This window comes from Olleya sp. 1-3, assembly GCF_002836085.1.
Classification (GTDB): Bacteria; Bacteroidota; Bacteroidia; order Flavobacteriales; family Flavobacteriaceae; genus Olleya; species Olleya namhaensis.
This window is the reverse complement of record NZ_PJBW01000012.1, coordinates 23537-48053: the sequence shown is the minus strand read 5'-3', so window position 1 is coordinate 48053 and position 24517 is coordinate 23537. Positions and strand designations below refer to the sequence as shown.

At 32.8% G+C, this 24517-nt stretch carries 22 protein-coding genes; 9 read left to right on the top strand and 13 right to left on the bottom strand.

Annotation, left to right across the window (positions count from 1 at the left end; all coding sequences use genetic code 11):
• Nucleotides 1-6: 6 nt before the first annotated feature.
• Nucleotides 7-1089 (bottom strand): mannose-1-phosphate guanylyltransferase, encoded by a 1083-nt coding sequence (locus CXF54_RS12130; protein WP_101203758.1) that lies wholly within the window; start codon nt 1087-1089, stop codon nt 7-9.
• A 27-nt stretch (nt 1090-1116) separates the two neighbouring features.
• Nucleotides 1117-1716, bottom strand: coding sequence for a SprT-like domain-containing protein (locus CXF54_RS12125; RefSeq protein WP_101203757.1), 600 nt, complete (start codon nt 1714-1716; stop codon nt 1117-1119).
• A gap of 149 nt (nt 1717-1865) precedes the next feature.
• Between CXF54_RS12125 and CXF54_RS12120 the strand changes: the two genes are divergently transcribed.
• Complete coding sequence (locus CXF54_RS12120) at nt 1866-2411, top strand: CIA30 family protein (RefSeq protein ID WP_101203755.1); 546 nt, start codon at nt 1866-1868, stop codon at nt 2409-2411.
• A gap of 112 nt (nt 2412-2523) precedes the next feature.
• Here the strand turns inward: CXF54_RS12120 and CXF54_RS12115 are convergent, their stop codons facing one another.
• The 3 genes from CXF54_RS12115 to CXF54_RS12105 form a co-directional block, all read right to left on the bottom strand.
• Complete coding sequence (locus tag CXF54_RS12115; RefSeq protein ID WP_101203754.1) at nt 2524-3117, bottom strand: porin family protein; 594 nt, start codon at nt 3115-3117, stop codon at nt 2524-2526.
• A 41-nt stretch (nt 3118-3158) separates the two neighbouring features.
• Entirely contained in the window at nt 3159-3935 is a 777-nt protein-coding gene (locus CXF54_RS12110; RefSeq protein WP_101203752.1) for a membrane metalloprotease, read from the bottom strand.
• An 89-nt stretch (nt 3936-4024) separates the two neighbouring features.
• Entirely contained in the window at nt 4025-5089 is a 1065-nt protein-coding gene (locus CXF54_RS12105; RefSeq protein ID WP_101203751.1) for a hypothetical protein, read from the bottom strand.
• A 330-nt stretch (nt 5090-5419) separates the two neighbouring features.
• Between CXF54_RS12105 and CXF54_RS12100 the strand changes: the two genes are divergently transcribed.
• From CXF54_RS12100 to CXF54_RS12080, 5 genes are all read left to right on the top strand, one after another.
• Nucleotides 5420-5935 (top strand): RNA polymerase sigma factor, encoded by a 516-nt coding sequence (locus tag CXF54_RS12100; RefSeq protein ID WP_101203749.1) that lies wholly within the window; start codon nt 5420-5422, stop codon nt 5933-5935.
• 52 nt (nt 5936-5987) lie between these two features.
• Nucleotides 5988-6899: a FecR family protein gene (locus tag CXF54_RS12095; RefSeq protein ID WP_101203748.1), complete on the top strand. Its 912-nt coding sequence runs from the start codon at nt 5988-5990 to the stop codon at nt 6897-6899.
• Entirely contained in the window at nt 6889-9426 is a 2538-nt protein-coding gene (locus tag CXF54_RS12090; RefSeq protein ID WP_101203746.1) for a TonB-dependent receptor, read from the top strand. Before CXF54_RS12095 ends, CXF54_RS12090 begins: the two co-directional genes overlap by 11 nt.
• An 81-nt stretch (nt 9427-9507) precedes the next feature.
• A complete protein-coding gene (locus CXF54_RS12085) occupies nt 9508-10437 on the top strand; it encodes a hypothetical protein (protein WP_101203744.1) in 930 nt (309 codons plus the stop codon).
• 1079 nt (nt 10438-11516) lie between these two features.
• Complete coding sequence (locus CXF54_RS12080) at nt 11517-11741, top strand: hypothetical protein (RefSeq protein WP_157823444.1); 225 nt, start codon at nt 11517-11519, stop codon at nt 11739-11741.
• A gap of 76 nt (nt 11742-11817) precedes the next feature.
• On the opposite strand, the gene argS is transcribed toward CXF54_RS12080, so the two are convergent.
• A complete protein-coding gene (gene argS, locus CXF54_RS12075) occupies nt 11818-13602 on the bottom strand; it encodes an arginine--tRNA ligase (RefSeq protein WP_101203742.1) in 1785 nt (594 codons plus the stop codon).
• A gap of 353 nt (nt 13603-13955) precedes the next feature.
• Here argS and CXF54_RS12070 point away from each other — a divergent pair, with 353 nt between their 5' ends.
• Entirely contained in the window at nt 13956-16019 is a 2064-nt protein-coding gene (locus CXF54_RS12070; RefSeq protein ID WP_101203741.1) for an ATP-binding protein, read from the top strand.
• Between the two features lies 1 nt (nt 16020).
• Here CXF54_RS12070 and ctlX read toward each other — a convergent pair whose 3' ends face one another.
• Complete coding sequence (gene ctlX / locus CXF54_RS12065; RefSeq protein WP_101203739.1) at nt 16021-16953, bottom strand: citrulline utilization hydrolase CtlX; 933 nt, start codon at nt 16951-16953, stop codon at nt 16021-16023.
• A gap of 86 nt (nt 16954-17039) precedes the next feature.
• On the opposite strand from ctlX, the gene CXF54_RS12060 reads away from it, so the two are divergent.
• Together CXF54_RS12060 and CXF54_RS12055 are read left to right on the top strand one after the other, a co-directional pair.
• Nucleotides 17040-17537 carry a hypothetical protein gene (locus tag CXF54_RS12060; protein ID WP_157823443.1) on the top strand — a complete coding sequence of 166 codons (498 nt, stop codon included), beginning with the start codon at nt 17040-17042 and terminating at the stop codon, nt 17535-17537.
• A gap of 257 nt (nt 17538-17794) precedes the next feature.
• Nucleotides 17795-18232 (top strand): hypothetical protein, encoded by a 438-nt coding sequence (locus CXF54_RS12055; RefSeq protein ID WP_157823442.1) that lies wholly within the window; start codon nt 17795-17797, stop codon nt 18230-18232.
• Nucleotides 18233-18291: 59 nt separating this feature from the next.
• Here CXF54_RS12055 and CXF54_RS12050 read toward each other — a convergent pair whose 3' ends face one another.
• The 6 genes from CXF54_RS12050 to porV form a co-directional block, all read right to left on the bottom strand.
• On the bottom strand, nt 18292-18978 hold the full coding sequence (locus CXF54_RS12050; protein ID WP_101203733.1) for an SDR family NAD(P)-dependent oxidoreductase: 687 nt from the start codon (nt 18976-18978) through the stop codon (nt 18292-18294).
• Entirely contained in the window at nt 18968-19927 is a 960-nt protein-coding gene (locus CXF54_RS12045) for a M28 family peptidase (protein WP_101203732.1), read from the bottom strand. Before CXF54_RS12045 ends, CXF54_RS12050 begins: the two co-directional genes overlap by 11 nt.
• Nucleotides 19928-20021: 94 nt before the next feature.
• Nucleotides 20022-21647, bottom strand: a complete 1626-nt coding sequence (locus CXF54_RS12040; protein WP_101203730.1) for a pyruvate dehydrogenase complex dihydrolipoamide acetyltransferase — start codon at nt 21645-21647, stop codon at nt 20022-20024.
• A gap of 3 nt (nt 21648-21650) precedes the next feature.
• Complete coding sequence (gene pdhA / locus CXF54_RS12035; RefSeq protein ID WP_090841566.1) at nt 21651-22652, bottom strand: pyruvate dehydrogenase (acetyl-transferring) E1 component subunit alpha; 1002 nt, start codon at nt 22650-22652, stop codon at nt 21651-21653.
• 100 nt (nt 22653-22752) lie between these two features.
• A complete protein-coding gene (gene cdd / locus CXF54_RS12030) occupies nt 22753-23235 on the bottom strand; it encodes a cytidine deaminase (protein WP_101203728.1) in 483 nt (160 codons plus the stop codon).
• An 82-nt stretch (nt 23236-23317) separates the two neighbouring features.
• Nucleotides 23318-24517 carry a type IX secretion system outer membrane channel protein PorV gene (gene porV, locus CXF54_RS12025; RefSeq protein WP_090841570.1) on the bottom strand — a complete coding sequence of 400 codons (1200 nt, stop codon included), beginning with the start codon at nt 24515-24517 and terminating at the stop codon, nt 23318-23320.

Sequence of the window (24517 nt, the reverse complement as noted above, 5' to 3'; positions counted from 1 at the left end):
TAAATCCTATCCGTAATGCTCTCCGTACTTGTCTTTTACTTTTTGGAGTACTGATTTAATATCTTGTTCTTTTGACTTCGGAAAGATAAGTAAAACTTCGTCTTTATCCACAATAATATAATCTTTCAACCCATCCACTACCACTACCTTATCGGTCTTAGTACGGATCATATTTCCAGAGGCATCTTCCGTTAATGTTTTGGCATTAACTACCGCATTATTGTTTTCGTCTTTATCTAATTTATCATATAAACTTCCCCAAGTCCCTAAATCATTCCAATCAAAAGTTGCTGGAATAACGTAGACGTTTGTTGAAGATTCCATAATAGCATAATCTACAGAGATGTTTTCAGCTTTAGCGTAATTATCTCTAATAAAATCGTCTTCAAACTCGGTATTATAAGTCGGTAATCCTGTTTTAAACAACTCATATAATCCTGGTTGCTTTTCTTGAAAGGCTTTAATGACACTAGAAACAGACCACATAAATATCCCTGCATTCCATAAAAAATTACCTTTTGCTATAAATTGCTTAGCAGTATTATAATCTGGTTTTTCTCTAAATTGAATAACGTCACTTATTTTTTCTTCTGATGCTTCTCCACATTCGATATAACCATATCCTGTATTTGGAAATGTAGGTGTAATTCCTAAGGTCATTAATGCATCATTAGTCTCACAATATTCAAACGCTTGTTTTACGTTGGTTGTAAATGCGTCTTCATCTTCTATCCAATGGTCACTTGGCGCAACAATCATGACAGCATCAGGGTTTTCCTTTTGTATTTTTAAGCTAGCATACAAAATACAAGGCGCTGTGTTACGCATAGCTGGCTCTAAAACTACTTGACGTTGATTAACTTCTGGAAGTTGCTCTAATACCAAATCGTTATATTTTTCGTTAGTTAAAATAAAAATATTCTCTTTAGGAATAAGCGTACTTAATCTGCTAAACGTTTTTTGGATTAGCGTATCTCCAGTTCCAAGCATGTCATGAAACTGCTTCGGAAACTCTTCCGTGCTAACTGGCCAAAAACGTGAGCCTACTCCTCCTGCCATTAATATGGCGTAATAATTTTTATTTTGCATGTCCTTCTTGTTGTATTAAGCCTTTACTTAATCGTTAATAATATCTACCTCAGCATTGGCATTAAACAGGTAGGTTTTACCCGTTTTTACCTCAACACACTCATGACGAGTCCGTCGTTTTGCTCCTTTTTTAAATACACGTCCATTGTGTATCTTAAAAGTCTGATGTAAAGGTACTTCAAATATAAAGCTTTTATTATTTGGTGCGTCCAATTGCTTTAAAGCTAAGGCCAGTTGCACATCTGTGTCGCTAGACGCTTTTGGATTTTTAAAATGTTTTGCCAGTGCTGGTAAAATAGCATCAGGAAACACTTCTGGATTTATAAATGGTAACATTAAATGCTGAAACGTCTGCTTCCACTCCAAACCATGAGGTTTAATTTGGCGTCCAAATTTAGAAAATGCTTCTAAATGTGCAATTTCATGAATTAATGTAATTAAAAAACGGTATTTATTTAAGCTACCATTAACCGTAATTTGATGCTTTCCATTTGGTAATCTGCGATAATCTCCATGTCTTGTTTTACGTTCCTTTTTAACCAATACAATTAAATTATCGTGTTCCAATAGTTCTAACACTCTAGGTAAAGACGCTTCCGGTATGTAATGAGAAATGGTGTGTTGCATTGTCACAAAAATAGTAGATTTTGATGAGATTATTAGACAGTTTTACACTTAGATTTCTTAACTTAAATAAATCTTTTTTATCACTTCAATTTATAATCTATTAACAAGACTTTAAAACAAATGCTGCTTTGGTTGTTGTATCTTTAGATATGAAACAATTATTACTTCTAACACTACTATTTATGATAACAACTGCTGGACTAACCATAGACTTTGGACAAGATAAAGCTATAGACACTTGGCGCATTGTTAATGATGGTGTTATGGGAGGACTCTCCAAATCAGAAATCCAACTTACAAACAACAGTATCCGATTTACGGGCGCTGTAAGTCTAAAAAACAATGGTGGATTTGCAAGTATGCGTACATTGATTACTAAAGGTGCATTAAGCGCTTGTAAAACAATGACTATGCGCTATAAAAGTAGCAGTACAGATCGGACGTTTGGATTATCTTTAAAAAACAGTCAACAGTATTACATCCCGTATTACAAACACACGTTTTCGCCAAAAACAACTGAATGGGAAACGCTAACAGTTAATTTATCAGACTTCAAGCATTATCGTATCAGCGAAGTTATTGGAAACGACATGCCAATTACTGCATTAGATGACATTTATAATATGGCATTAATTATTAGCGATAAAAAAGCAGGCGACTTTGATATTGAAATTGACTATATCAAGTTTGAATAATTCACATATAAATAAGTGGCAGCAATTAAAAATAAAAACACTTTTTAAAACATAAAAAAACACTTTCAAATAAATGAGAGTGTTTTTTTTATAATAAGTAAAAAGGTGAAATTTAAAATCCAAATCCTATTGAAAATTGCCAAACTCTATTTTTTGGCGCCCCGTCATCATAGATATCTCCTAACCCTAAATGATAACGCACACCAATACTAACTCCTGTTTCTGTTTTAAAACCTGCTCCAAAATTAACACCATAGTCAAAATTATTAGGCTCAAACTGTTGTGATGTATCAAACAAATTAAAATTACTATCGTATGTTTCTTTATGTGACACCGCATAACCTATTTGCGGTCCTGCTTCTAAATAAAAAGTACTAACAGGATATATTTTTAAAGACAATGGTAGATTTATATAGTTTAACTTTTGTGTAAAGGTCCCTCCATCACTTTCTATTTGATAGCCTTGTTGCGAGTACATGACTTCAATTTGGATAGCTGCAAAATCTGTAATATATGATTCGCCATATAATCCAACATGGAAGCCACTTCTTTGACCTGTTTCTGCTTCTCCATCATATTGTACTGCTGCCAAATTATAACCTCCTTTTAATCCTCCTGACGATTTGCTTTTTGCTGTTTCATCTTGTGCTTGTACTAAAAATAAGGCACTAAAAAATAGGGCAATTGTTAAAAATTGATTTTTCATAATAATTAATTTAAGAAAGTTTGATTTGTTTTTTCTGTAATTTATTTACCTCCATTAGCCTGGAGATCTGCAATGCATTGCGCATCTAATTGAGGTGCAGAGCCACCCGAGATCATATTCATAACACCATTACCTGTTTCGGCTTGCCAAAACATTAAGCAGCTTTCTACATCGCAATGCTTTGGATGTCCACCATCTTCATGATTAGACTGCAAAGGACTTCCTAGGTTTGTTAACCCCAAAATATGTCCAAACTCGTGTGTAATTACTGTAGTTTCTAGTATTGAAGTTGTGTTTGTTATGGTACCAGATGATAATTGCTCTATAGTTTCTTGATAAATCACGAAAGAAGTATTTCTGTAAGCGGTACCTAATACAACTCCTGCGTCTGTGTTATTAGCAGATTCTGCGTCTGCAAAAAAGGCCCAAACGGCTATTTGATTTTCATTATTATATTGTGTTCTATTTGTATCTTCAATTAATATTATGTCTTCATTTGTGTAAGACGATTGTCCTGGAGAAGCAATTGCTCTTTTTAATACAGTAATACCATTAGGCTTGTAAATTCTACTTTCTAAAAAAGCGACAAAATTATTTACTGCTGTTTGAGAAGGCTCAAAACCATCGACATACACCACTTCTACAACTAAACTACTGAAATTTACATCTGATAATAAATCGTTTGCAGATACACCAACACCTAATTTATTTGCCTGTGTAGTTGCTGTGTCTGAAGTTTCATTATTAGTTTGTGTCTCATCCGTACTACATGCTACTAAAACAAATAAAATACTATATAAATAACTGATTTTTTTCATCTTTTGTCGTTTTAATTTAACAATACTGCCATATTTATTAGGATAGCAGTATTGCCAAACATACTATTAATTAACTAATTAAAAGTATTCTAAAGTTGTGTTAACACTAAAGTTAATGCTGCATTAGTAGTACTTTGTAAAGTAATTGATGTTGAACTATAACTGGTAACTACCCAATTTTGATTTAATAAAGTAAACGCAACATTACCCGTAAACATTAAATCCAAATACACTTCTGTTTGCGATGTTACTTGATAGGTTCCCGCTACATCTTGTATTGCTGCATTTACTACATTTTCTGCCACTACAGTTAAATCGTTTGCAAAATCTATGGTAAACTCTTCAAAATCCGTAGCTGTATCTACACCTGCGTTTACAATAGACTCCACTTCAAATAAACCATCTACCAGTATTGTTTCTAAACTATCTGCATCTTCACCCGCCTGATCTTCTATTTCTTCAAAACCTACACAGTCTGTAATTGCTGCTTGTAAATCAGCATCACTAGTAAACGTAACCGATTGACTTGCGCTAGCATCTACAGTTGCAGTTGCAGTTATTGGGTAATTTATGGCAAATAACTGATCGTTTCCAAAGTTATTTATATAGGTATATAATTGTTGTTCAGTTTCTATAACCACACTACCTGTTTGTTCTAAATCTAAACTGTATGTTAAAATAGTAATTGGAAAATCGATATCGACACAAGAAATTGCGTCTTCGCCAGCAGCTTCAAGTGCTTGACAAGCTTCAGTAATATCATCATACTGCGCTTGACTTGTTACTACAACTTCTGTGTAATTACTTAGTGTAACGGTAAACGGGAATTGTAAAACTACAGTATCATCATCTGTATTAAACAACGCTAAAATATCTATTACCTGCTGGTAATCTGATTGATTTACCAAGGTTAACTGTGTACCGTTTACAGTTGCTGTAACTGGTAATAAAATAGAAGAACACGAGTTACCATCTAAAAAATCATCAAAAGATCCATCGTACATAGCGCTACGTTCTAAATTGCTTGCTGTTTGTGAGTTTGATGTATTAGTATTTGGATTATCCCCACTTTCGTTATCAATTTCATCTTGACAAGATGTAAATGATAATAATGTAATTAAAAATAATGCAGTAAATAATTTTAGGTTTTTCATAATTTTAAATGTTTGTAAATTTAGTTTTTATTTTTTTATTTTATTTTATTTTCAAAGTGCTTTTTTCGCCTTTCTAATAGTAAGACAACTGTGTTTTATTTTACCCTACCCTATAATTTTAAATAAATGATTTATAATATAAAAAGAGGCTGCAAAGCTTATTATTAAAACAATAATTAAAAAGACTTCTAAAATGGCTATTAGTTTTTCGGTTGGCATAATTTTATGGTTTTAGATTATTACATCCTTAAGACAACACAAAATAATTTTACCCTACTTTTGTAAAAAATAATTTTTAAGACTGGCTTTTTTAAAGGCGATATTTGATATATGATTGACAACAAAAACAATCTTTGTAACGACCATTATTTTAGTGATTTTTATTTAGAGCACCTCCAATCTGCTAGTAACTTTGCATACTATAAATGTGGCGACAATGCTAAAGCTTTAGATTTGGTTCAAGATGCGTTTTCTAAAATTTGGCAAAACTGTTCTAAAATAGAGTTAGCAAAAGCAAAGACATATCTTTTTACATCTATTAACAATATGTTTTTAAATACTATAAAACATAATAAGGTGGTTATGGATTACGCAAAAGCAGCACCTTATATAGATACCAACAATCAAAGTCCAGAATATCTATTAGAAGAAGAAGAATTTAAAACTAAATTACTAAATGCAATTGCTTTATTAACGGACGGTCAAAGAGAAGTGTTTTTATTAAATAGAATTGAAGGTAAAAAATACAGAGAGATTGCAGAATTACTTAATATCTCGCAAAAAGCAGTAGAAAAAAGGATGTCTGGTGCTTTAAAAACATTAAAACAACACATAGAAAACATTTAATAAAGTAGGGTAAAGTACTATTTAATTGTCTTAAGACTGAAGCACTTTTATAATGAAAAAAGAAACTAACATACTAAAATGGTTTAATAATGACCTCTCTAAACAAGAGCTTGAAAAATTAAAGCAAACTGAAGATTTAAAAACTTTAGAAAAAATAAAGCATTATAGTGCCCAAATGCAAGCACCTCAAGTAGATGCAAAACAAGCCTTAAAAGCGTTTAAACAAAAGCAATTATCTAGACACGAGACCAAAGTTGTTAATCTAAATATTAAAGCCTTATTTAAAGTAGCAGCAATGCTTGTGGTCATGCTTGGCGCTTCTTATTTTATCTTTTTTAATAATGTAAAATCTATAACAACTCAAGTTGCAGAAACCACAACAGTGACTTTACCAGATAATTCTGAGGTTATACTAAATGCAAAATCTAAACTATCATATAATAAAAAAACTTGGAACGATACTCGCGATTTACAATTAGACGGTGAAGCATTTTTTAAAGTGGAAAAAGGTCAAAAATTTACAGTCAATACAAACGCCGGGATTGTACAAGTTTTAGGTACTCAGTTTAATGTTAAAGAACGTGATAATTATTTTGAAGTCATTTGCTACGAAGGTTTAGTTAGCGTAAAACACAATAACAAAATCGTAAAATTATCTAAGGGTAATGGGCTTAAAGCGACCAATGGAACCATTGAACTTATAAAAGATAACACCTCTACTAATCCAGATTGGCTACAAGCCGAAAGTAGTTTTACAAACATAGCTTTACAAGAGGTTATTGCGGAGCTAGAACGACAATATAAGGTAACCATAAAAGCAACAGACGTAGACGTATCTCAACTATTTACAGGTACATTTACACATGATAATTTAAATACGGCATTACAATCTATAACTATACCTTTAAAAATCAAGTTTAAAGTTAGAGGACAAATCGTTACATTTTATGACTATGAAGGGTAAACATTGGTCAATCTGTTTTATGTTGTTAATGGGCACGATCTGTTTTAGTCAAAACAAACAGATTAAGTTAGCAGATTATATTACAACAATCGAAACAGACTTTAACGTTAAGTTTAGCTACGCTGTTCAAGACGTTATAAATCTGACTATTACAAAACCAGAAGCCACATTAAATTTACAAGACACCATTAACTATTTAAACGCAAACACACTTTTAAATTTTAAGACAATAGATAACCGTTACATAACCGTTTCGGTATTAGAAAAGACTATTTCTATTTGCGGAACTGTTTTGTCTGCAAATACAGACCAAGCACTTTTAGGTGCTTCAGTTATTATAAATGGCACAACAAAAGGTACAAGTACTAATTATAATGGCACCTTTACATTAGACAATATTCCTTTAAACACAATCTTATCCATATCCTACTTAGGGTTTGAAACTAAAACTATTAAAGCTAAATTTTTTTTTAACGAAAATCAAACCTGTAAACCTGTAGTCTTAATAGAAAATAGTCAACAATTAAACGAGGTATTAATTATCAAGTATTTAACCACAGGGTTACAAAAACTAACAGACGGAAGTTTACTTTTAAACACAAAACAGTTTGGTATTTTACCAGGATTAATAGAACCCGATATTTTACAATCCATACAAACACTTCCTGGAATAGAAAGTGTAAATGAAAGCATCGCTAATATTAATGTTAGAGGAGGAACCAATGACCAAAACCTAATGCTTTGGGATGGTATTAAAATGTACCATTCTGGTCACTTTTTTGGTCTAATATCTGCTTACAACCCAAATTTAACCAACAAAGTTATTGTAACCAAAAACGGAACAAGTAGTCAATATAGTGATGGTGTATCTAGTACAATTAACATGTTTACCAAGGACAAAATAACGGAGACTTTTTCTGGTGGAGCTGGTATTAATTTAATTAGTGCAGATGCTTTTTTAGAACTCCCTATTACTAAAAAATTGGCTATACACCTTTCTGGACGACGATCAATTACAGACGCATTTAGCACACTAACTTATCAGAATTATTTTGAAAGAAGTTTTCAGGATAGCGACATAAACACTAATCCTAATTTAGACAATAGCACTACACAATCCGATTTTGTGTTTTATGATTATACCGCAAAGCTATTATTTGATTTAAATGGCAAGCATCGTTTTAGAGCCAATATAATTGGTATCAACAATAATTTAGATTATGCTGAAAATGTTAAGGATAGTAACAATACAACCACGTCAAAAAGCAGTAATCTAACGCAAAAAAACTTAGGATATGGCGGAAAATGGCAAGCACAATGGACCGATAAATTTAACACAACACTGTCAGGAAGCTACTCGCAATACAATGTAGACGCATCAGATTTACGCGTTCAAACCAATCAACGCTTAACACAAGCAAATGAGGTGTTAGAAACTAACCTACAACTAAAAACGCAATATCAAATCAACCCAAATATATCGCTTATAAATGGTTATCAATTTAACGAGATTGGTATTCTAAACCAAACCATAGTAACTGCACCATCCTACTCACGCACAAAAAAAGACGTATTATTAAATCATGCCCTATTTACAGAAGTGCAATACCACAAAAACAACACCTATTTAAGACTTGGTATACGTGCTAATTATTTTCAAAAATTTGACCAATTATTATTTGAACCTAGATTAAATATCCGACAAAAACTATCTAACCAATTTGCTTTAAAACTAGAAGGCGAATTTAAAAATCAATCTGCAACACAAATTGTCGATTTTCAAGATGACTTTTTAGGTGTAGAAAATAGACGTTGGATACTTGCAGACAACCAAAGTATACCTATAGCAAAAAGCAAACAAGCCTCTTTTGGTATAGATTTTAAACAAAATAATATTAATTTAGATTTAAATAGTTTTTATAAAGTGGTTAATGGTATTACTGCAAGTAATCAAGGCTTTTATAACAATTTTCAATATTTAAATGCCACAGGAAATTACACCGCAAAAGGTATCGAGTTTTTAGCAAATAAAACAGCAGACCGCTACAGCACATGGTTTAGTTACACCTACAGTATTAACAACTATCAGTTTGACAGTTTTACACCATCTGTATTTCCTAATAATGTAGATATTAGACACTCTTTGTCTCTAGCGTTTAACTATACTATTCTTGATAATTTACAACTATCTATTGGTAGTGTTTGGCATTCCGGGCAACCCTACACAAATCCATTAGCAAATAACCCAACAGTACAGATAAATAACAATTACTACGTTAATTACGACCAACCCAATAGTCAAAATGTGGAAGCTTTTTTTAGAATAGACACCTCTATTGGTTACGACTTTAACGTTACCAACCATTCCAAACTTACTCTTAGAGCTGGTGTTATAAACCTAACTAACCAAAATAATATAATAAACCGTTATTTTGAAGTCGATCCAGAGGACAACAATCAAACCATACAAATAGACAACAAATCGCTTGGCCTAACACCAAACGCTAGTTTACGCGTTAGTTTTTAATGGATTACCTTTCTACATAGCAAACAGTTATACAAGTAAAGTAGTACACTAAAATGCTAATAACCAATACTATATTTTAAGATGAATAAAATTGTATCAGTAATCATACTTTTTTTAGGATTGACCTCTTGTAAAGAAAACACAACTCCTAAAACAAAAACTACAAATGAAAACGCTAACTATATAGAACTTATAGCTCTTGATTATCAATTATATAAACCAGTACAAAAAGCAAAAGCTGTGCTGATTCTTTTTGGTGGTTTCCCAGAAAACGCAGAAGACATAAAAAAAGAATTCAAAATACTTGAACTTGCCAAACTACATAATATTGCTGTTATATTTTCTAACTATAACAGAAAATTATGGCTAGAAACACAAGAAAAACACAAACTAGCCGCACAATTACAAAAAATTATAGCAGACAATCAATTACCTACAGACGCCATTTATATTGGTGGATTTTCTAGTGGCGGCGTAGTAAGTTTATTGTTAAGCGATTTTATTGTCAGTTTAAAACAATATTATATAGACCCAAAAGGCGTTTTTATTGTCGATTCCCCAATAGATTTAGCAGCATTATATACCTCGTCAGAAAAAAACGTCAAACGCACTGCTCACGGTATATCTAACGAAGAAAGCATCTGGATCCTAGAGACATTAACTAACGCTTTTGGACATCCAGACGAACACCTTGATAATTACGAAAAAAATGCAGTTTACACCTCTAGAAGCAACTACAATGGCAATGTCAAACATTTAAAAAATACAAAAATCAGATTATACACAGAGCCTGACACACTATGGTGGAAAACCAACCATATGGCTGACTACGACCAAATGAATGCCTACTACATTAAAAAATTCTCTCAACGTTTAAAAGAACAACAATTTAAAAACGTGGAATATATCCCAACAACCAATAAAGGCTACCGAGAAAACGGAGACAGACATCCCCATAGTTGGTCTATTATTGATACAAAAGATTTAGTAGATTGGATATTAGAAGACTAAACATTTAAATAAGAACTATCCTAAAAATGTCACTTTACAATACTATAAACTTCAACACCGCTCCTTTACTAGAGGTATCGTTTGACAATACGTATATTGATATTCTTAACATGCACAATGGATAGAATACTACTATTGTGTATTACCATGAATTAGAATCTTTTAAAAATTTAGAAACTCGTTATAACGGTTTTGGATTGCTTTTATATTATAAACTAAAAACGATCCATCCTGATATTTTAATAAATTAAAATTTTATCCACCATTAAAAGACAAAGAAGATAGTTTTGCGGAATACGTAACCGATTATATTTCTTTTTTTATTGGTTTAGATTTTTATAGTGAAAAAAATATTATTGGAACTAACTACACAGTAATAGAAATAGGAACTAGGGAGAAAGCCCCAATTAAAACAGCATTCGATTATATTTTAAATGAAATGTTCGCGAATGCGAATTAACCTAAGGGTTTAAGACAAAGCTATCTTTCTTCTTTTAAAAAACACAGTTAGTTTTAAGTAGTTCTCGATACAATTTTGTTCATGCTTCACAAATCACTCGAACTGACGGCTTGTGCTTACTCTGTTTTTGGTCTAATTTACAAAATACTGATACGAAATGTTTCCATATATTAAAACAACCTGAGTACTTACACTGCGTCAGTTCGAGTGTTTGTTTTTGGAGTGACAACGAAAAAAACAAATGTATCGAGAACCTAACCTTCCTTAAAACTACTTTGTGTTTAATACGAACTCCCGGATTTTTTTTCTAAAGTAAAAACTCCCTCTCTTTAACTAAAGAGAGGTACTAAAACCAATAAATAAAAGAATTCTTTTATTACTATTGCGTTTAGCTTCATACCATTCAATAAGCATTTTAAAAGATAAAATACTTGATATTTAAAATATGTTGCGCTTATTTCACTATCTTAATAATGTCCTTTGGGCGAAAAATAAGAGTTAAAAACATAGATAATAGTAAAAGTCAAATTTTATACAATTAATCGAAACTCGTTTTTTGATTAACAATAATTGGCTTTCTATCATGTCTAGATTAATTATTAACATAAATTTCGAAAAAATGAAAAAACTAAAAAATGTAATTGCAATTGGATTAGTTGCAATAATGATGTCTAGTTGCGCTACGGTATTTGGAGGAAAAATTACTGCTTCTCAAAAAACAAAACCTCAAGCAGGAGAGCAGCAGCGCGAAATTAGGGTTGGAGCATTAATTGCTGATATTTTACTTTTCTTTCCTGGAGTAATTGTTGATTTTGCTACTGGTGCAATTTACAAACCAAGATAATAGGCTTACAACACACAACAAAAAAAACGCTTTCAAATAATTGAAAGCGTTTTTTTAATATAGTAAAGTTTTAATCTTACATACGTTCTGGCACTGCCACACCTAATAAGCTAAAAGCATTTTTTATAGTATTTGCTACTGCTTGAGATAATTGTACTCTAAAAACAATTTCATTTTGCGTATTTGCCCCAAGTATAGACACATTTTGATAAAAACTATTAAAAGCTTTTACCAAATCATAAGTGTAATTAGCAATTAATGCAGGACTATGGTTAGTGGCTGCTTGCTGGATAACTTCCGGAAACAATTGTAATTGCTTAATTAACTCACGCTCTTTATCTTCAAGAGCCACTTGATCCGCGCTTAAAGTTACTGTAGCGTCTACACCAGCCTTACGTAAGATAGATTGAATTCTAGCATACGTGTACTGAATAAAAGGTCCTGTATTACCCTGAAAATCGATTGAATCCTTTGGATCAAACAAAATACGTTTTTTAGGATCTACTTTTAAAATGTAATATTTTAAAGCTCCTAAACCAATAGTTTTATACAAGTCAGTTTTTTCTTGATCTGTATAACCTTCTAATTTACCTAAATCTTCAGAGATGGTTTTTGCTGTGTCTGCCATTTCGACTATTAAATCATCTGCATCAACAACAGTCCCTTCTCTACTCTTCATTTTACCCGATGGTAAATCTACCATACCGTAACTTAAATGAAATAGGTTTTTTGCCCAATCAAAACCAAGTTTTTTAATAATTAAAAACAATACTTGAAAGTGATATTCTTGCTCGTTACCAACCGTATAAACCATACCTCCAACATCTGGATAATCTTTAACACGTTGGATAGCTGTTCCAATATCTTGTGTCATGTATACAGCTGTACCGTCAGAACGTAACACAATTTTCTCGTCTAAACCATCAGCTGTTAAATCGCACCAAACTGATCCGTCTTCTTTTTTAAAGAACACACCTGATTTTAAGCCTTCAGCAACAAACTCTTTACCTAAAAGGTAGGTCTCACTTTCATAATATAAATTATCAAAATCAACACCAAGGTTTTTATAAGTTTCATCAAAACCTTTATATACCCAGCCGTTCATGGTTTCCCACAAAGTAACTACGTCTTTATCTCCTGCCTCCCATTTTTGAAGCATCTGTTGTGCTGACACTAAAATAGGCGCTTCTTTTTTAGCTTCATCTTCGGTTTTACCCTCAGCCATTAAAGCAGCAATTTCCTTTTTATATTCTTGATCAAACTTAACGTAGTAATTACCAACTAATTTGTCGCCTTTTAACCCTGTAGATTCAGGAGTTTCTGCATTACCAAAACGTTGCCAGGCCAACATACTTTTACAAATATGTATTCCTCTATCGTTAATAATTTGTGTTTTATATACTTTTTTACCCGAAGCCTTAATTATTTCGGCCACACTATACCCTAATAAATTGTTTCGGATATGTCCAAGGTGTAATGGCTTGTTTGTATTTGGTGATGAATACTCCACCATAACGGCTTTATTTTCCGCGGAAGCGTTAACAAAACCAAACGTCTCTTGATCCTTAATACTATTAAAATAGTTTACAAAATATGAGGCCTGAATTTCAAGATTTAAAAAGCCTTTTACAACATTAAACCCTTCGACTTCAGTCACATTTTCTAACAAATAGTTACCAATAGCCTCTCCTATTTGCACAGGATTACCCTTTACCACCCTTAACATAGGAAACACGACAACGGTAATATCTCCTGCAAACTCCTTACGAGTTGCTTGAAACTCTACCGACTGTAAGTCTGCACTATAAATTGAATTTACTGCTTGTTTTACGTGTTGCTCTAAGATATTCTGAAGGCTCATTTGATGTATTTTTTGAAAGCGCAAATATAGCATTTATTGCGTGAAAACGACAGATTTTATCGTGCATATTAGCCCCGTTTGTAATAACTTAAAAATAAAAATATATGTTTTTAAACTCCTAAATAAAGCGAGTGATTTACATAAAAAAACTAAAATCTACCGTTAGTCTAATTTTTAGGTAGTACCGCTTAAAAATTATGATATCAGCATATTAATAGTCATTTTTATGCCGAGAAGAAAAATCCCTCCACTTTTCTTCTATAAATTTAACTAACTATTTAAGTCATTATAATTGTATAATATGGGCTGCTTTTTAGCTACTTATATTATAATTCGTAATGCTGTACCTTTAAATGAAGAGACTGATTGTCCTTATTTTCCTACTGAATACTGCTTTTAGCTTTTCGCAAGACGATGAACTAGAGAGTTTGACTATTCAGTTGGCTTATCAAGATCCAGACTCCACTAAAGTTAATACTTCCATTAACATTATAAAACTACTTTTTAAATCTAAAAAGTATACTAAAGCTTTAAAATTTGTACAACAAAGCGAAAAATTAGCTAAAGATTTAGGCTATAATAAAGGCCTTGCCGAAATTATATTTTTAAAAGCTAAAATACATAATCAAGAAGGTAATATCCCGAAAGCTATAACCGGATTTAAAGCTGCTAAAGCTTTGTTTCAATCCATGAACGATACCATTGCAGTTGCTAAAGTAGATAGTAATTTAGGCGTTTTAGAAATTGAGAAAGGAAATTATCAAGATGGTTTAACCTACGCTTTATCCGCTATAAAGGAATTAGAAAAAAGAAATTTATACGAAGAACTGTCGCAAAATTACGAGAGTCTTGCAAAAGCATACCACACATCCGGAGACTTAGAAAAAGCCATTACTTTTAATTTAAAAAAATTACAAGTAGATAATAAAGACAATAACATTAATGGTTTAATTGCTACTAATAAAGATCTAGGCGATATTTATACTGCAAAAGAAGATTACAGTCAAGCTATAAGTTATTACGAAAGCGCTTTAGGTTATGCAGGAACTAAAAATGAAAATTTTAGAGCTAAAATATTACCGTACTTAGGTAATGCTTACCTAAAAGACAAAGACTATAAAATGGCTTCTAGGTATTTGGTAGAATCCATTAACCTTAATAGACGTTTTGATAATCAAGAAGAAGTACTTGTGTCTTTAAATAGCTTAGGAGAATTAAACTTACATCAAAAACGTTTAAAAACTGCAGAACACCAGCTAATCGAAGCTGCCAATTTAAGTCGAATTATAAATAATGATGAGCAATTACTGCGTAATTATCAGCTTATGAAAGTTTTAGATTCTACTAACGGAAAGTTTGATAATGCCTTTGTTTGGCAAAGTGAGTACTACCATCTAAAAGAAAAAATAGACTCTGAAAAAACAAAGAATAATGCTCTAAAAGTAATTGATTCTACGGGAGATTTAACATCTACCCGAGCTTCAAACATACTGCCAATTACACAAAACGAGAACCAAGTAAGCAAACAAAAGTACGACAAGTTTAAATTGATTTTTTATGCTTTACTAGCTGCTTTTGCTGTAGTATTGACCTCTTTTGTATTGTTTTATGTAAAACGAAACAATAGATTAAAATACACTAGAGAGCTAGAAGCAAAAAATAAAAAGATAGAATTACAAAACGAAGCTATTTTAGAACAGAGCAAAAACCTTGAGAATATCAACAAAGTAAAAGATAAGCTGTTCTCTATCGTTTCTCATGATTTAAAAGATTCGTTAACCTCTACAAAAGGGTTTATAGATTTGTTAAAAGACGGACAATTAACGCAAGAAGAGTTTCAAAGCTATTTACCTGAATTAAGTGAAAGCGCCAACAATGCCTCTTTACTATTATTTAATTTATTAAACTGGTCTAAGTCGCAAATGCAGTCTTTAGATCCAAAACCTTCCTTATTTGATATTAAAGAGGTTTTTACTGAAAAAACAAAGCTAATGGACCAGAAGTTTGAATCCAAAGGCATTAGATTAGTAGATAACACATTACGCGATTTTGTATACGCAGATCGAAGTATGATTGAAATAGTAATACAAAATTTACTGGCTAATGCTGTAAAATTTACTAATCGCGGAGATACTATATCTATAACCAATCAGATAAGTAATGGTCGTGCTATACTTAGCGTTGCTGATACAGGTGTTGGTATAAATAAAGAAGATTTAGATAAGCTATTTGTAAGCAACACATTTACCACAAGAGGTACTGAAAAAGAAAAAGGAACCGGTTTAGGACTTACTATTTGTAGAGAATTAGTGGAACTAAACAAGGGTAATATTTGGGTAGAAAGTGATAAAAATATAGGGAGCACTTTTTATGTAGAACTCCCTAAAAGTAAGGTTGAAAACCCAGGTGATACTTGAACTAGACCTTCGGTAGAAATACCTCAGCCATCATACATCTCGCACTACCACCACCACAAGTCTCTATAGTTTCTAAACTACTTGATAAAATAGGACAATGTGCTTCTATCTCTGCCTTTTGTGACGCAGTTAAACTATCATGAGCAGCTTGGCTCATTACTAAATACAACGCATCATCTTTACCTCTTAATTGCAGCATGTTTCCAGCAAACTGATTCATTTGTTGCTCTGTTATTGCAATTACTTGTTTACCCGTTTGCTTTAAATGAGACACCACGTTTTTACGTTCTTTTTTATCATCAATAGTATCTAAACAAATCACTGCAAAGGTTTCTGCCAAACACATCATTACATTAGTATGATAAATAGCTAAACGCTCTCCTTCTACCGTTTGGTTTGCAGTAAATACAACTGGTGTATATTCAAAATCTTCGCAAAATTCAATGAACAATTCTTCATCAGCTCTTGGAGACAATGCGCAATACGCAATACTATTGGCTCTATCCAATAATAAACTTCCGGTACCCTCTAAATAAACACCTTGCTCTTCTGCAGAAGTATAATCTGTTATATTATTAATTTTAAATCCTTCTTCTTCTAATTTAATAAATACATCTTCTCGTCTTTCTTTTCTCCTATTTTCTGCAAACATTGGATACATAGCAACGTCTCCATTTTCATGAAAACTAACCCAGTTATTTGGAAATATCGAATCCGGAGTATCTACATTAATATCATCACTAATTACAACAACATTTACACCAACTGCTTTTAACTTTTCTACAAAGGCATCAAATTCTTCTTGCGCTTTTGTATTAATTTCTGCGTTTTTTATGGCAAGTGTTTCTTGAAAATAATTGTTTACTGCCGTTTGCTCGTTCATCCTAAAGTTTACAGGACGAATCATTAATATGCTGTTTGTTGTTTGTTTCATTTTGATATTTTTCACAAAAGTAAATTAATTTAAAATAAAATGCATTTAAAAAAATAAGTAAATTGGTTTCTGAAAAACAACGTATCATGGAATTTGTGCAACAGTATTTGCAAAGCGAACGCTTATTAGGTTTAAGTGCAGGAATCATAGGTTTATTATCTATTACTACTGGCATATATATTTATGCCAACAAACCGCAATTTAAAGTCTTTGCAATAGCCATGTTAGTTTTAGGATTAATAGAAGCAAGTGTATTTATTACGGGTTATTTCTTGGTAAATACTCAGAAAACCGTAGATCAAAAAGTAGCACTATATCAAGATAATAAAGACCCTTATTTACAGTCTGACCTAGTTATGGTTAACAAAAACCTAAACGCCTTTTTCACGCTTAAACTAATATATGCTTTAGCCTTTATAACTTTAGCTATAGTATTATCTAAAGCATCTCTTAAACCACTCTATTTTGGCATATTTACAGCGGTGATGATTCATTTAGCAATCGCTATTGTAATTGATACGTTTGGAGAACGCTATACCAAACTATATAAAGCGAATATTGAAAACGCACAACACGTTTTATAATATCAAATCTTAAGACCTCTAAAGATCTAGGCTAAATTTATAGTACCACAAATAAGCGCATCTATCAAAATGACGATTTTTGATAACAAAAACCTCGTTATTACGTAGTAAAAAACCTATTAAATATTAATACTTTAGATAAAGTGTTAAAAAATTAAGATAAAGTCACATGTAAATTTGCGTAATTAATAAATAATTAGTTTCTTGTTGCTGATTAAAAAATAGCATCCCTTAAGATTAACTGATTAATAGCAACTATGAGATTTTCCCTTATTCTCTTGTTTCTGCTTTCCCTAAGCACGATTCAAGCACAACAAAACAACGACCAAAGCACAACTTCTGACGATTATCTACAAGTAACACGCTACCGTCTTAATCCTGAGGATTTAGATATAGATAAAGAAGTAGACACCGAAAAAGTATATATAAAAATTTATTACAACAAGACAGCAAGTGTGTCAGACGATTATAAGTTTTTTAAACCAAAAGCTAACGAAATATTATTTTTCTACGGAATTAACAAAAACAACAATCAAAGCGAGATGTTTTTTAAAGTAGACGATAGCCTAAAACCTATTTACCAAAAAAAGAATTTTGAACAATTAATGCAAGTCATTAAAGTATTAGAATACAACATCTTTTCTGAAGACAAATTTTCTAGTGCGGAAGCATACGCGGCACTTGAGCGTGTATAAATATTAACTAGTCTGCTATATATGCGGTTGATTTATTTAAATAAATCAACCGCATTTTTTTATGGTGTAGAGTTAGAGACCTGTAACATCTTACCGTTGTAAAACTTATGTCCTGTTAAAGCAAAATCTGCCATATAATCTGCCATTTGTTTAGCTGAGTTTGGTGCTTGGTATCCCGGAAAAGCCTCTTCTAACATTTCGGTTTGAACCGCACCTAAAGCCAACACGTTAAATGACGGTCCACTCTCTTTATATTCTTCAGCCAACAACTCTGTAAGCGTTATTACAGCACCTTTACTAGAACTGTAAGCAGATAGTCCTGCAAACTTCATACTGCCCTGTACACCGCCCATAGAACTTACAGACAGAACATGCCCATCTTTAGGCATAAACGGAAGTACAGTCCTTGTCATTTCTGCCACACCAAACACATTGGTTTTGTACACATGCTCAAAATCCGACATTGTGGTTTCTGCAAATGGTTTATTTACAATAGTACCTGCATTATTAATTAACACATCTACTTGTTTCCATTCCTCTTTAATAAATGTTTCTACTTTTTTGTAATCGCCTGGATTACCTAAATCAAAAGCAAAAGACGTAATGTTTTCAAAATGAAGATTATTTACAGGTTGTGCATTTCTAGATAAAGCCAAAACATTGTGACCTTGATTGGCAAAAATATGCACAAGTTCAAAACCAATACCACGACTTGTACCTGTTATTATAATATTTTTAGTTTTCATTTAACTTAATTTCTTTAGTTGATGCATTTGTTATTTGTTCAATAACTGGAGCTAAATTATTTATTAAAGTCGTCATAAAAGGGTAATCTAATTGATCAACCTCATCATCCACATGGTGATAAAAGTCAAAATTACTTAAATCGCAAGAAGATACAGTATGTGATGGCACCTTAAATGCCTCGTAAAAAGGATAATTATCCGAACGTTTAAACAAACTATATTTTGCTGCAACATCAGAAAAACCAACCATATTTGTACCTGCGTACCCATTCATTGTTTCTGCTAAATTAGATTTATCAAAACCAGTAATAAATGCTTGGTAGTCTCTATCTTTAAAAGGCACACCAATCATTTCTAAATTTATCATAGTATATAAATCCAAATTAGCGTCTTTTAATCGGCTTGCTAAATGCTTAGATCCTAACAATCCTTTTTCCTCTGCCGAAAATGTTACAAATAAAAGACTTCTCTTATTTGATTTTTTAGCTCCAAAATATTTAGCTAAAGCTAGTACACCACTTGTTCCTGCTGCATTATCATTTGCACCATTTGCAATACTATCATTTGCGACCGTTTTACTTTGTCCAATATGATCATAATGGGCACCAATTAATATAAACTCGTTTTTTAAATCGGCATCATTTCCTTCTAAATAGCCAACAACATTAAAAGCGTCTAAATCGCCAACTTTAAAATTATCACGATAAGTATCAAAATAAGGCGTTGCTCCGTAGGATTTCAATTTATCTTCTACGTACGTTGCTGCATCAGCAATACCTTTGCTACCAACATCTCTTCCTTTAAGATCGTCAGATGCCAAATAAGACACAATACTTTTTACCTCTTGTGCTGTTATTGTATAATCTATAGGTTTTACCACCTCGTTTACTTTTGTTTTACACGATGTAAAAACAGCAAATACAGCTACTAATAAAATTATTTTTTTCATTTGAATGGGTTTGTGTTTAAAGATAAAAAAATCCCAAATCAATTATATTGAAATGGGATTTTATATGATTTTAATTTCCGCTAAAGCGAAACTATTATACTAACATGGTTACTGGATTTTCAATATACCCTTTTAATGTTTGAAGGAATTGAGAACCTGTAGCTCCATCCACTGTTCTGTGGTCACAAGCTAAAGTTAACTTCATTGTATTACCTGCTACTACCTGTCCGTTTTTAACTACTGGTTTTGCTACAATTGCACCAACAGATAAAATTGCAGAGTTAGGCTGGTTTATAATTGACGTAAAGCTTTCAATACCAAACATCCCTAGGTTAGAAATAGTAAAAGTACTTCCCTCCATCTCATCTAAAGACAATTTTTTCTTTCTAGCACGACCTGCAAAATCTCTAACTGCTGCTCCAATTTGAGGTAAAGACTGCTCATTAGCAAACTTTACAACTGGCACTAACAATCCGTCCTCCACAGCAACCGCTACACCAATGTGTACATGGTTGTTTAATCTCATTTTATCATCAAACCATTGCGAGTTAACTTGCGGGTGTTGACGTAATGCTAAAGCACATGCTTTAACAATCATATCATTAAACGAAATTTTAGTATCTGGAATAGAGTTATACTGCACTCTAAACGCCATAGCATTATCCATATCAAACTCCACATTTAAATAATAATGAGGTGCTGTAAATTTAGATTTAGCTAAGTTTTTAGCAATTGCTTTACGCATTTGCGAATTTGGTTTCTCATCAAAATCTTCTTGACCTGAAGCTACAAATTTAGCTACTGGAGCAGATGATTGTGCTACCGCTACAGATGGTGTAAAGTTTTCGATATCGCGTTTAACAATACGTCCATTTTCACCTGATCCTTTAACTTGAGATAAATTGATCCCTTTTTCTTCGGCCATTTTTTTAGCCAAAGGAGATACAAATATACGTCCCGATGCAGTTGTTGTAGTTTCTGTTTGCGCCGGAGCTGCTTTAGGTGCCTCTTTTTTAGGCGCTTCTACTTTAGCTTCCTTTTTTGGCGCTTCTTCTTTTTTAGATGAAGTACTTCCGTTGGCATCAAAGCTTTTTGCTATACCAGATACATCAGTTCCTTTAGGACCAATAATTGCTAATAACGAATCTACTTTAGCTGAATCTCCTTCTTCTAATCCTATGTATAATAAGTTTCCAGATTGAAAAGATTCAAACTCCATCGTCGCTTTATCAGTTTCGATTTCTGCAAGAATATCTCCTTCTTCTACCTCATCTCCTACTTTTTTCAACCAAGTAGCAACAGTCCCTTCTTCCATGGTATCACTTAACCTTGGCATCGTTACTACTGTTACTCCTTCTGGTAAATCACTTGAGTTATCTGAACTAGCATCATCATCAGCAGTGTCTTCTGTGCTTGCTACAGCAGCATCCGCAGACGCTTCTTTTTCAGCACTTCCGTTTAACGCTTCTGAGATATCTTCACCTTCTTCACCAATAATAGCTAAAAGCTGATCTACTTTAGTTGTTTCTCCTTCTTGAACACCAATATATAAAAGTGTTCCTTCATGGAAAGATTCAAACTCCATTGTTGCTTTATCTGTTTCGATTTCTGCAAGAATATCGCCTTCTTCTATTTTATCTCCTACTTTTTTTAACCAAGCTGCGACAGTCCCTTCTTCCATGGTGTCACTTAAACGTGGCATGTTGATAATTTCTGCCATAGCTTATTTAATTTTGTGGTCTATAAATGGATAATTTTCTTGATCGTATACAACGTCGTACATCACATTTTTATCTGGATATGGCGACTCTTCTGCAAACTTTTCACACTCTGCAACTTTTGCTTTAACACGCTTATCAATAACTTTTATTTCTTCTTCAGTAGCATAATTCTTTTCAAGAAGTACTTCTTTTACTTGCGTAATAGGGTCTAATTTCTTGTATTCTGCTACTTCGTCTTTTGTTCTATAATGTTGTGCATCAGACATAGAGTGTCCTCTATAACGGTAAGTTTTAACCTCTAAAAACGTTGGTCCATCACCACGACGTGCACGTTGTATTGCTTCGTCAAAAGCCTCAGCAACTTTTATAGGATTCATTCCGTCTACTGGTCCACAAGGCATCTCGTAACCTAAACCTAACTTCCAGATATCTGTATGGTTAGCTGTACGTGCTACAGACGTACCCATTGCGTATCCGTTGTTTTCACAAACAAATACTACAGGTAAATTCCAAAGCATTGCTAAGTTAAACGTTTCATGTAAAGATCCTTGACGCGCTGCACCATCACCAAAACAACAAATGGTAACGCCATCTACACCATGAAACTTATCTCCAAAAGCAATACCTGCTCCTAAAGGAATTTGTCCACCAACAATACCGTGTCCACCATAAAAACGGTGCTCTTTAGAAAATATATGCATAGAACCACCTAAACCTTGAGAGGTTCCAGTTGCTTTACCAAATAATTCTGCCATAACACGTTTAGGATCTACACCCATACCAATTGGTTGCACGTGATTACGGTAAGCTGTAATCATTTTATCCTTGGTTAAATCCATTGCGTGTAATGCTCCAGCTAAAACAGCTTCTTGACCATTATACAAGTGAAGAAAACCTCTAACTTTTTGTTGAATGTAAACAGCTGCTAGCTTGTCCTCAAACTTTCTCCAAAACAGCATGTCTTCATACCATTTTATATACGTTTCTTTTGTTACTTTTTGCATTGGTGACGTTTGTATTTTTTTTTATCGAATAACAAAAGTAACACTTTAGTTATTAACGAAAAAACTGAAAATCGTTATTTTTATTACGAAAACGATATAGTTATAGTGCTGATTTATCAAAAAGGAGCGGTAACAGGTTTCCTAACGAATTTGAACGTACCACTTTACCGGTCTCGCCCATAAAATACAATTCGATTGGCAACTCTTGTTTTACTTCATACTCCGCAATAGCTTGTCTGCAAGCCCCACAAGGTGGTATTGGCTTTAATGTTGGATTGATTTGAGACCCTGCAATTATAGCCATTCTTAAAAATTTAGCATCTGGATATTTTGCACCTGCATAATAAATAGCTGTACGCTCTGCACATAATCCTGAGGGATACGATGCGTTTTCTTGATTACTTCCGGTAACAACCTCTCCATTGTCTAATAATAATGCTGCTCCAACATTAAATTTAGAGTACGGCGCATATGCTTTATCTCGCGCTTGTGATGCCTGACTCATTAACGATTGAATATCTTCAGATAAATCTTTAATACTATCAAAAACCTGTAGTGTAGTTTCTATTTTTACTTCCTTCATAATTTAAATATACGTAACTATTTTAGACAAAAAAACTATTGTTTTCACAATAGTTTTTTTGTCTTTTAATCTTTAAAATGTTTTAGTACTCATTATACGTTCCGGCTCCTAAGTTAAATGTTAGAGAAAAACGTAATGTGCTTTCTAATGGACTCTGCACTTGAGAAGCTGAAAATAAATATGATAAATCAACATTTATAACATTGTATTTAAAACCTGCACCTAAAGCAAAAAACTTACGTGCTCCTTTTGTTTCGTGTTCATTAAAATAACCAGCTCTAAAAGCAAATGAATCTTGGTAAGTATACTCAGCACCTAACGCATAGGTAAACTCTTGTAACTCTTCTTTAAATCCTCCTGGAGCATCTCCAAACGATTGAAATACACCTGATAAAAATGGCACATCTGGATCTTGACCAGAAACAATATAAGTTGGCTCGTCCGCATCTTGCACACCATCATCATCTGTATCATCAAAACCTAATAATGGTGGTGTTGGTACTAATAATTTAGAAAACTCAGCTGTAACACCTACTGTGTTATATTGGTCTAGTATAAAATCAAACCCTAAACCTAATCTAAGATTTGTTGGTTGGAAATTTTCCTGGCCAGCCTCGTCATATTTAAATTTAGGCCCTAAGTTTTGTATGGCAAATCCACCTCTCCAACGACCATTAAAATCGTTATAAGCTTGTTCTTCACTTTGATAATAACCAGAAATATCTACACCAAAAGTACTTGCGGCTTTTGTATCGTTATCACCAATATTTAATTTCAAATCCGATTGTAAGTAACGCATAGCAACAGACATCCCAAATTGATCACTTAATCTTAAAGCATAAGATACGTCTACAGTAAACTCGTTAGGTCTTTGGACTAACGCTTCTGAAAATTCGTCTTGAACAAACTCTATATCTCCTAAAGAAAAATACTTGAAACTTGCTGCAAAAGCACTATTATCGTTAAGTCTATTAAAATATGTTACGTTTCCTAAAAAGATATCATTAACCAACTTACTTAAGTACGGCGTGTAACTTATTGCAACTCCAGATTTATTTTCTGAGAACACATATTTAGAAGCATTCCATTGCTGAGAAAATGCATCTGGCGACGTTGCCACACCCATATCTCCCATTGCTGCTGCTCTAGCATCTGGTGCTATTAACAAAAATGGCACACCAGTAGTTATAACTCTACTATCATTAGGGTTTGTAATTGTCGTCTGAGACAATCCTTTAAGGGACAAAAAGAAAGCTATTGTTATTAGAATTTTATTTTTCAT

Coding starts and splice junctions, on each gene's coding strand:
- CXF54_RS12040 (WP_101203730.1), bottom strand. CDS start 21,647: ATGGCAGAAATTATCAACATGCCACGTTTAAGTGACACCATGGAAGAA.
- CXF54_RS12085 (WP_101203744.1), top strand. CDS start 9,508: ATGAATAAAATTGTATCAGTAATCATACTTTTTTTAGGATTGACCTCT.
- ctlX (WP_101203739.1), bottom strand. CDS start 16,953: ATGAAACAAACAACAAACAGCATATTAATGATTCGTCCTGTAAACTTT.
- CXF54_RS12125 (WP_101203757.1), bottom strand. CDS start 1,716: ATGCAACACACCATTTCTCATTACATACCGGAAGCGTCTTTACCTAGA.
- CXF54_RS12080 (WP_157823444.1), top strand. CDS start 11,517: ATGAAAAAACTAAAAAATGTAATTGCAATTGGATTAGTTGCAATAATG.
- CXF54_RS12110 (WP_101203752.1), bottom strand. CDS start 3,935: ATGAAAAAAATCAGTTATTTATATAGTATTTTATTTGTTTTAGTAGCA.
- porV (WP_090841570.1), bottom strand. CDS start 24,517: ATGAAAAATAAAATTCTAATAACAATAGCTTTCTTTTTGTCCCTTAAA.
- CXF54_RS12055 (WP_157823442.1), top strand. CDS start 17,795: ATGAGATTTTCCCTTATTCTCTTGTTTCTGCTTTCCCTAAGCACGATT.
- CXF54_RS12130 (WP_101203758.1), bottom strand. CDS start 1,089: ATGCAAAATAAAAATTATTACGCCATATTAATGGCAGGAGGAGTAGGC.
- CXF54_RS12050 (WP_101203733.1), bottom strand. CDS start 18,978: ATGAAAACTAAAAATATTATAATAACAGGTACAAGTCGTGGTATTGGT.
- CXF54_RS12115 (WP_101203754.1), bottom strand. CDS start 3,117: ATGAAAAATCAATTTTTAACAATTGCCCTATTTTTTAGTGCCTTATTT.
- CXF54_RS12045 (WP_101203732.1), bottom strand. CDS start 19,927: ATGAAAAAAATAATTTTATTAGTAGCTGTATTTGCTGTTTTTACATCG.
- CXF54_RS12060 (WP_157823443.1), top strand. CDS start 17,040: ATGGAATTTGTGCAACAGTATTTGCAAAGCGAACGCTTATTAGGTTTA.
- CXF54_RS12105 (WP_101203751.1), bottom strand. CDS start 5,089: ATGAAAAACCTAAAATTATTTACTGCATTATTTTTAATTACATTATTA.
- CXF54_RS12100 (WP_101203749.1), top strand. CDS start 5,420: ATGATTGACAACAAAAACAATCTTTGTAACGACCATTATTTTAGTGAT.
- CXF54_RS12095 (WP_101203748.1), top strand. CDS start 5,988: ATGAAAAAAGAAACTAACATACTAAAATGGTTTAATAATGACCTCTCT.
- pdhA (WP_090841566.1), bottom strand. CDS start 22,652: ATGCAAAAAGTAACAAAAGAAACGTATATAAAATGGTATGAAGACATG.
- argS (WP_101203742.1), bottom strand. CDS start 13,602: ATGAGCCTTCAGAATATCTTAGAGCAACACGTAAAACAAGCAGTAAAT.
- CXF54_RS12090 (WP_101203746.1), top strand. CDS start 6,889: ATGAAGGGTAAACATTGGTCAATCTGTTTTATGTTGTTAATGGGCACG.
- cdd (WP_101203728.1), bottom strand. CDS start 23,235: ATGAAGGAAGTAAAAATAGAAACTACACTACAGGTTTTTGATAGTATT.
- CXF54_RS12120 (WP_101203755.1), top strand. CDS start 1,866: ATGAAACAATTATTACTTCTAACACTACTATTTATGATAACAACTGCT.
- CXF54_RS12070 (WP_101203741.1), top strand. CDS start 13,956: ATGAAGAGACTGATTGTCCTTATTTTCCTACTGAATACTGCTTTTAGC.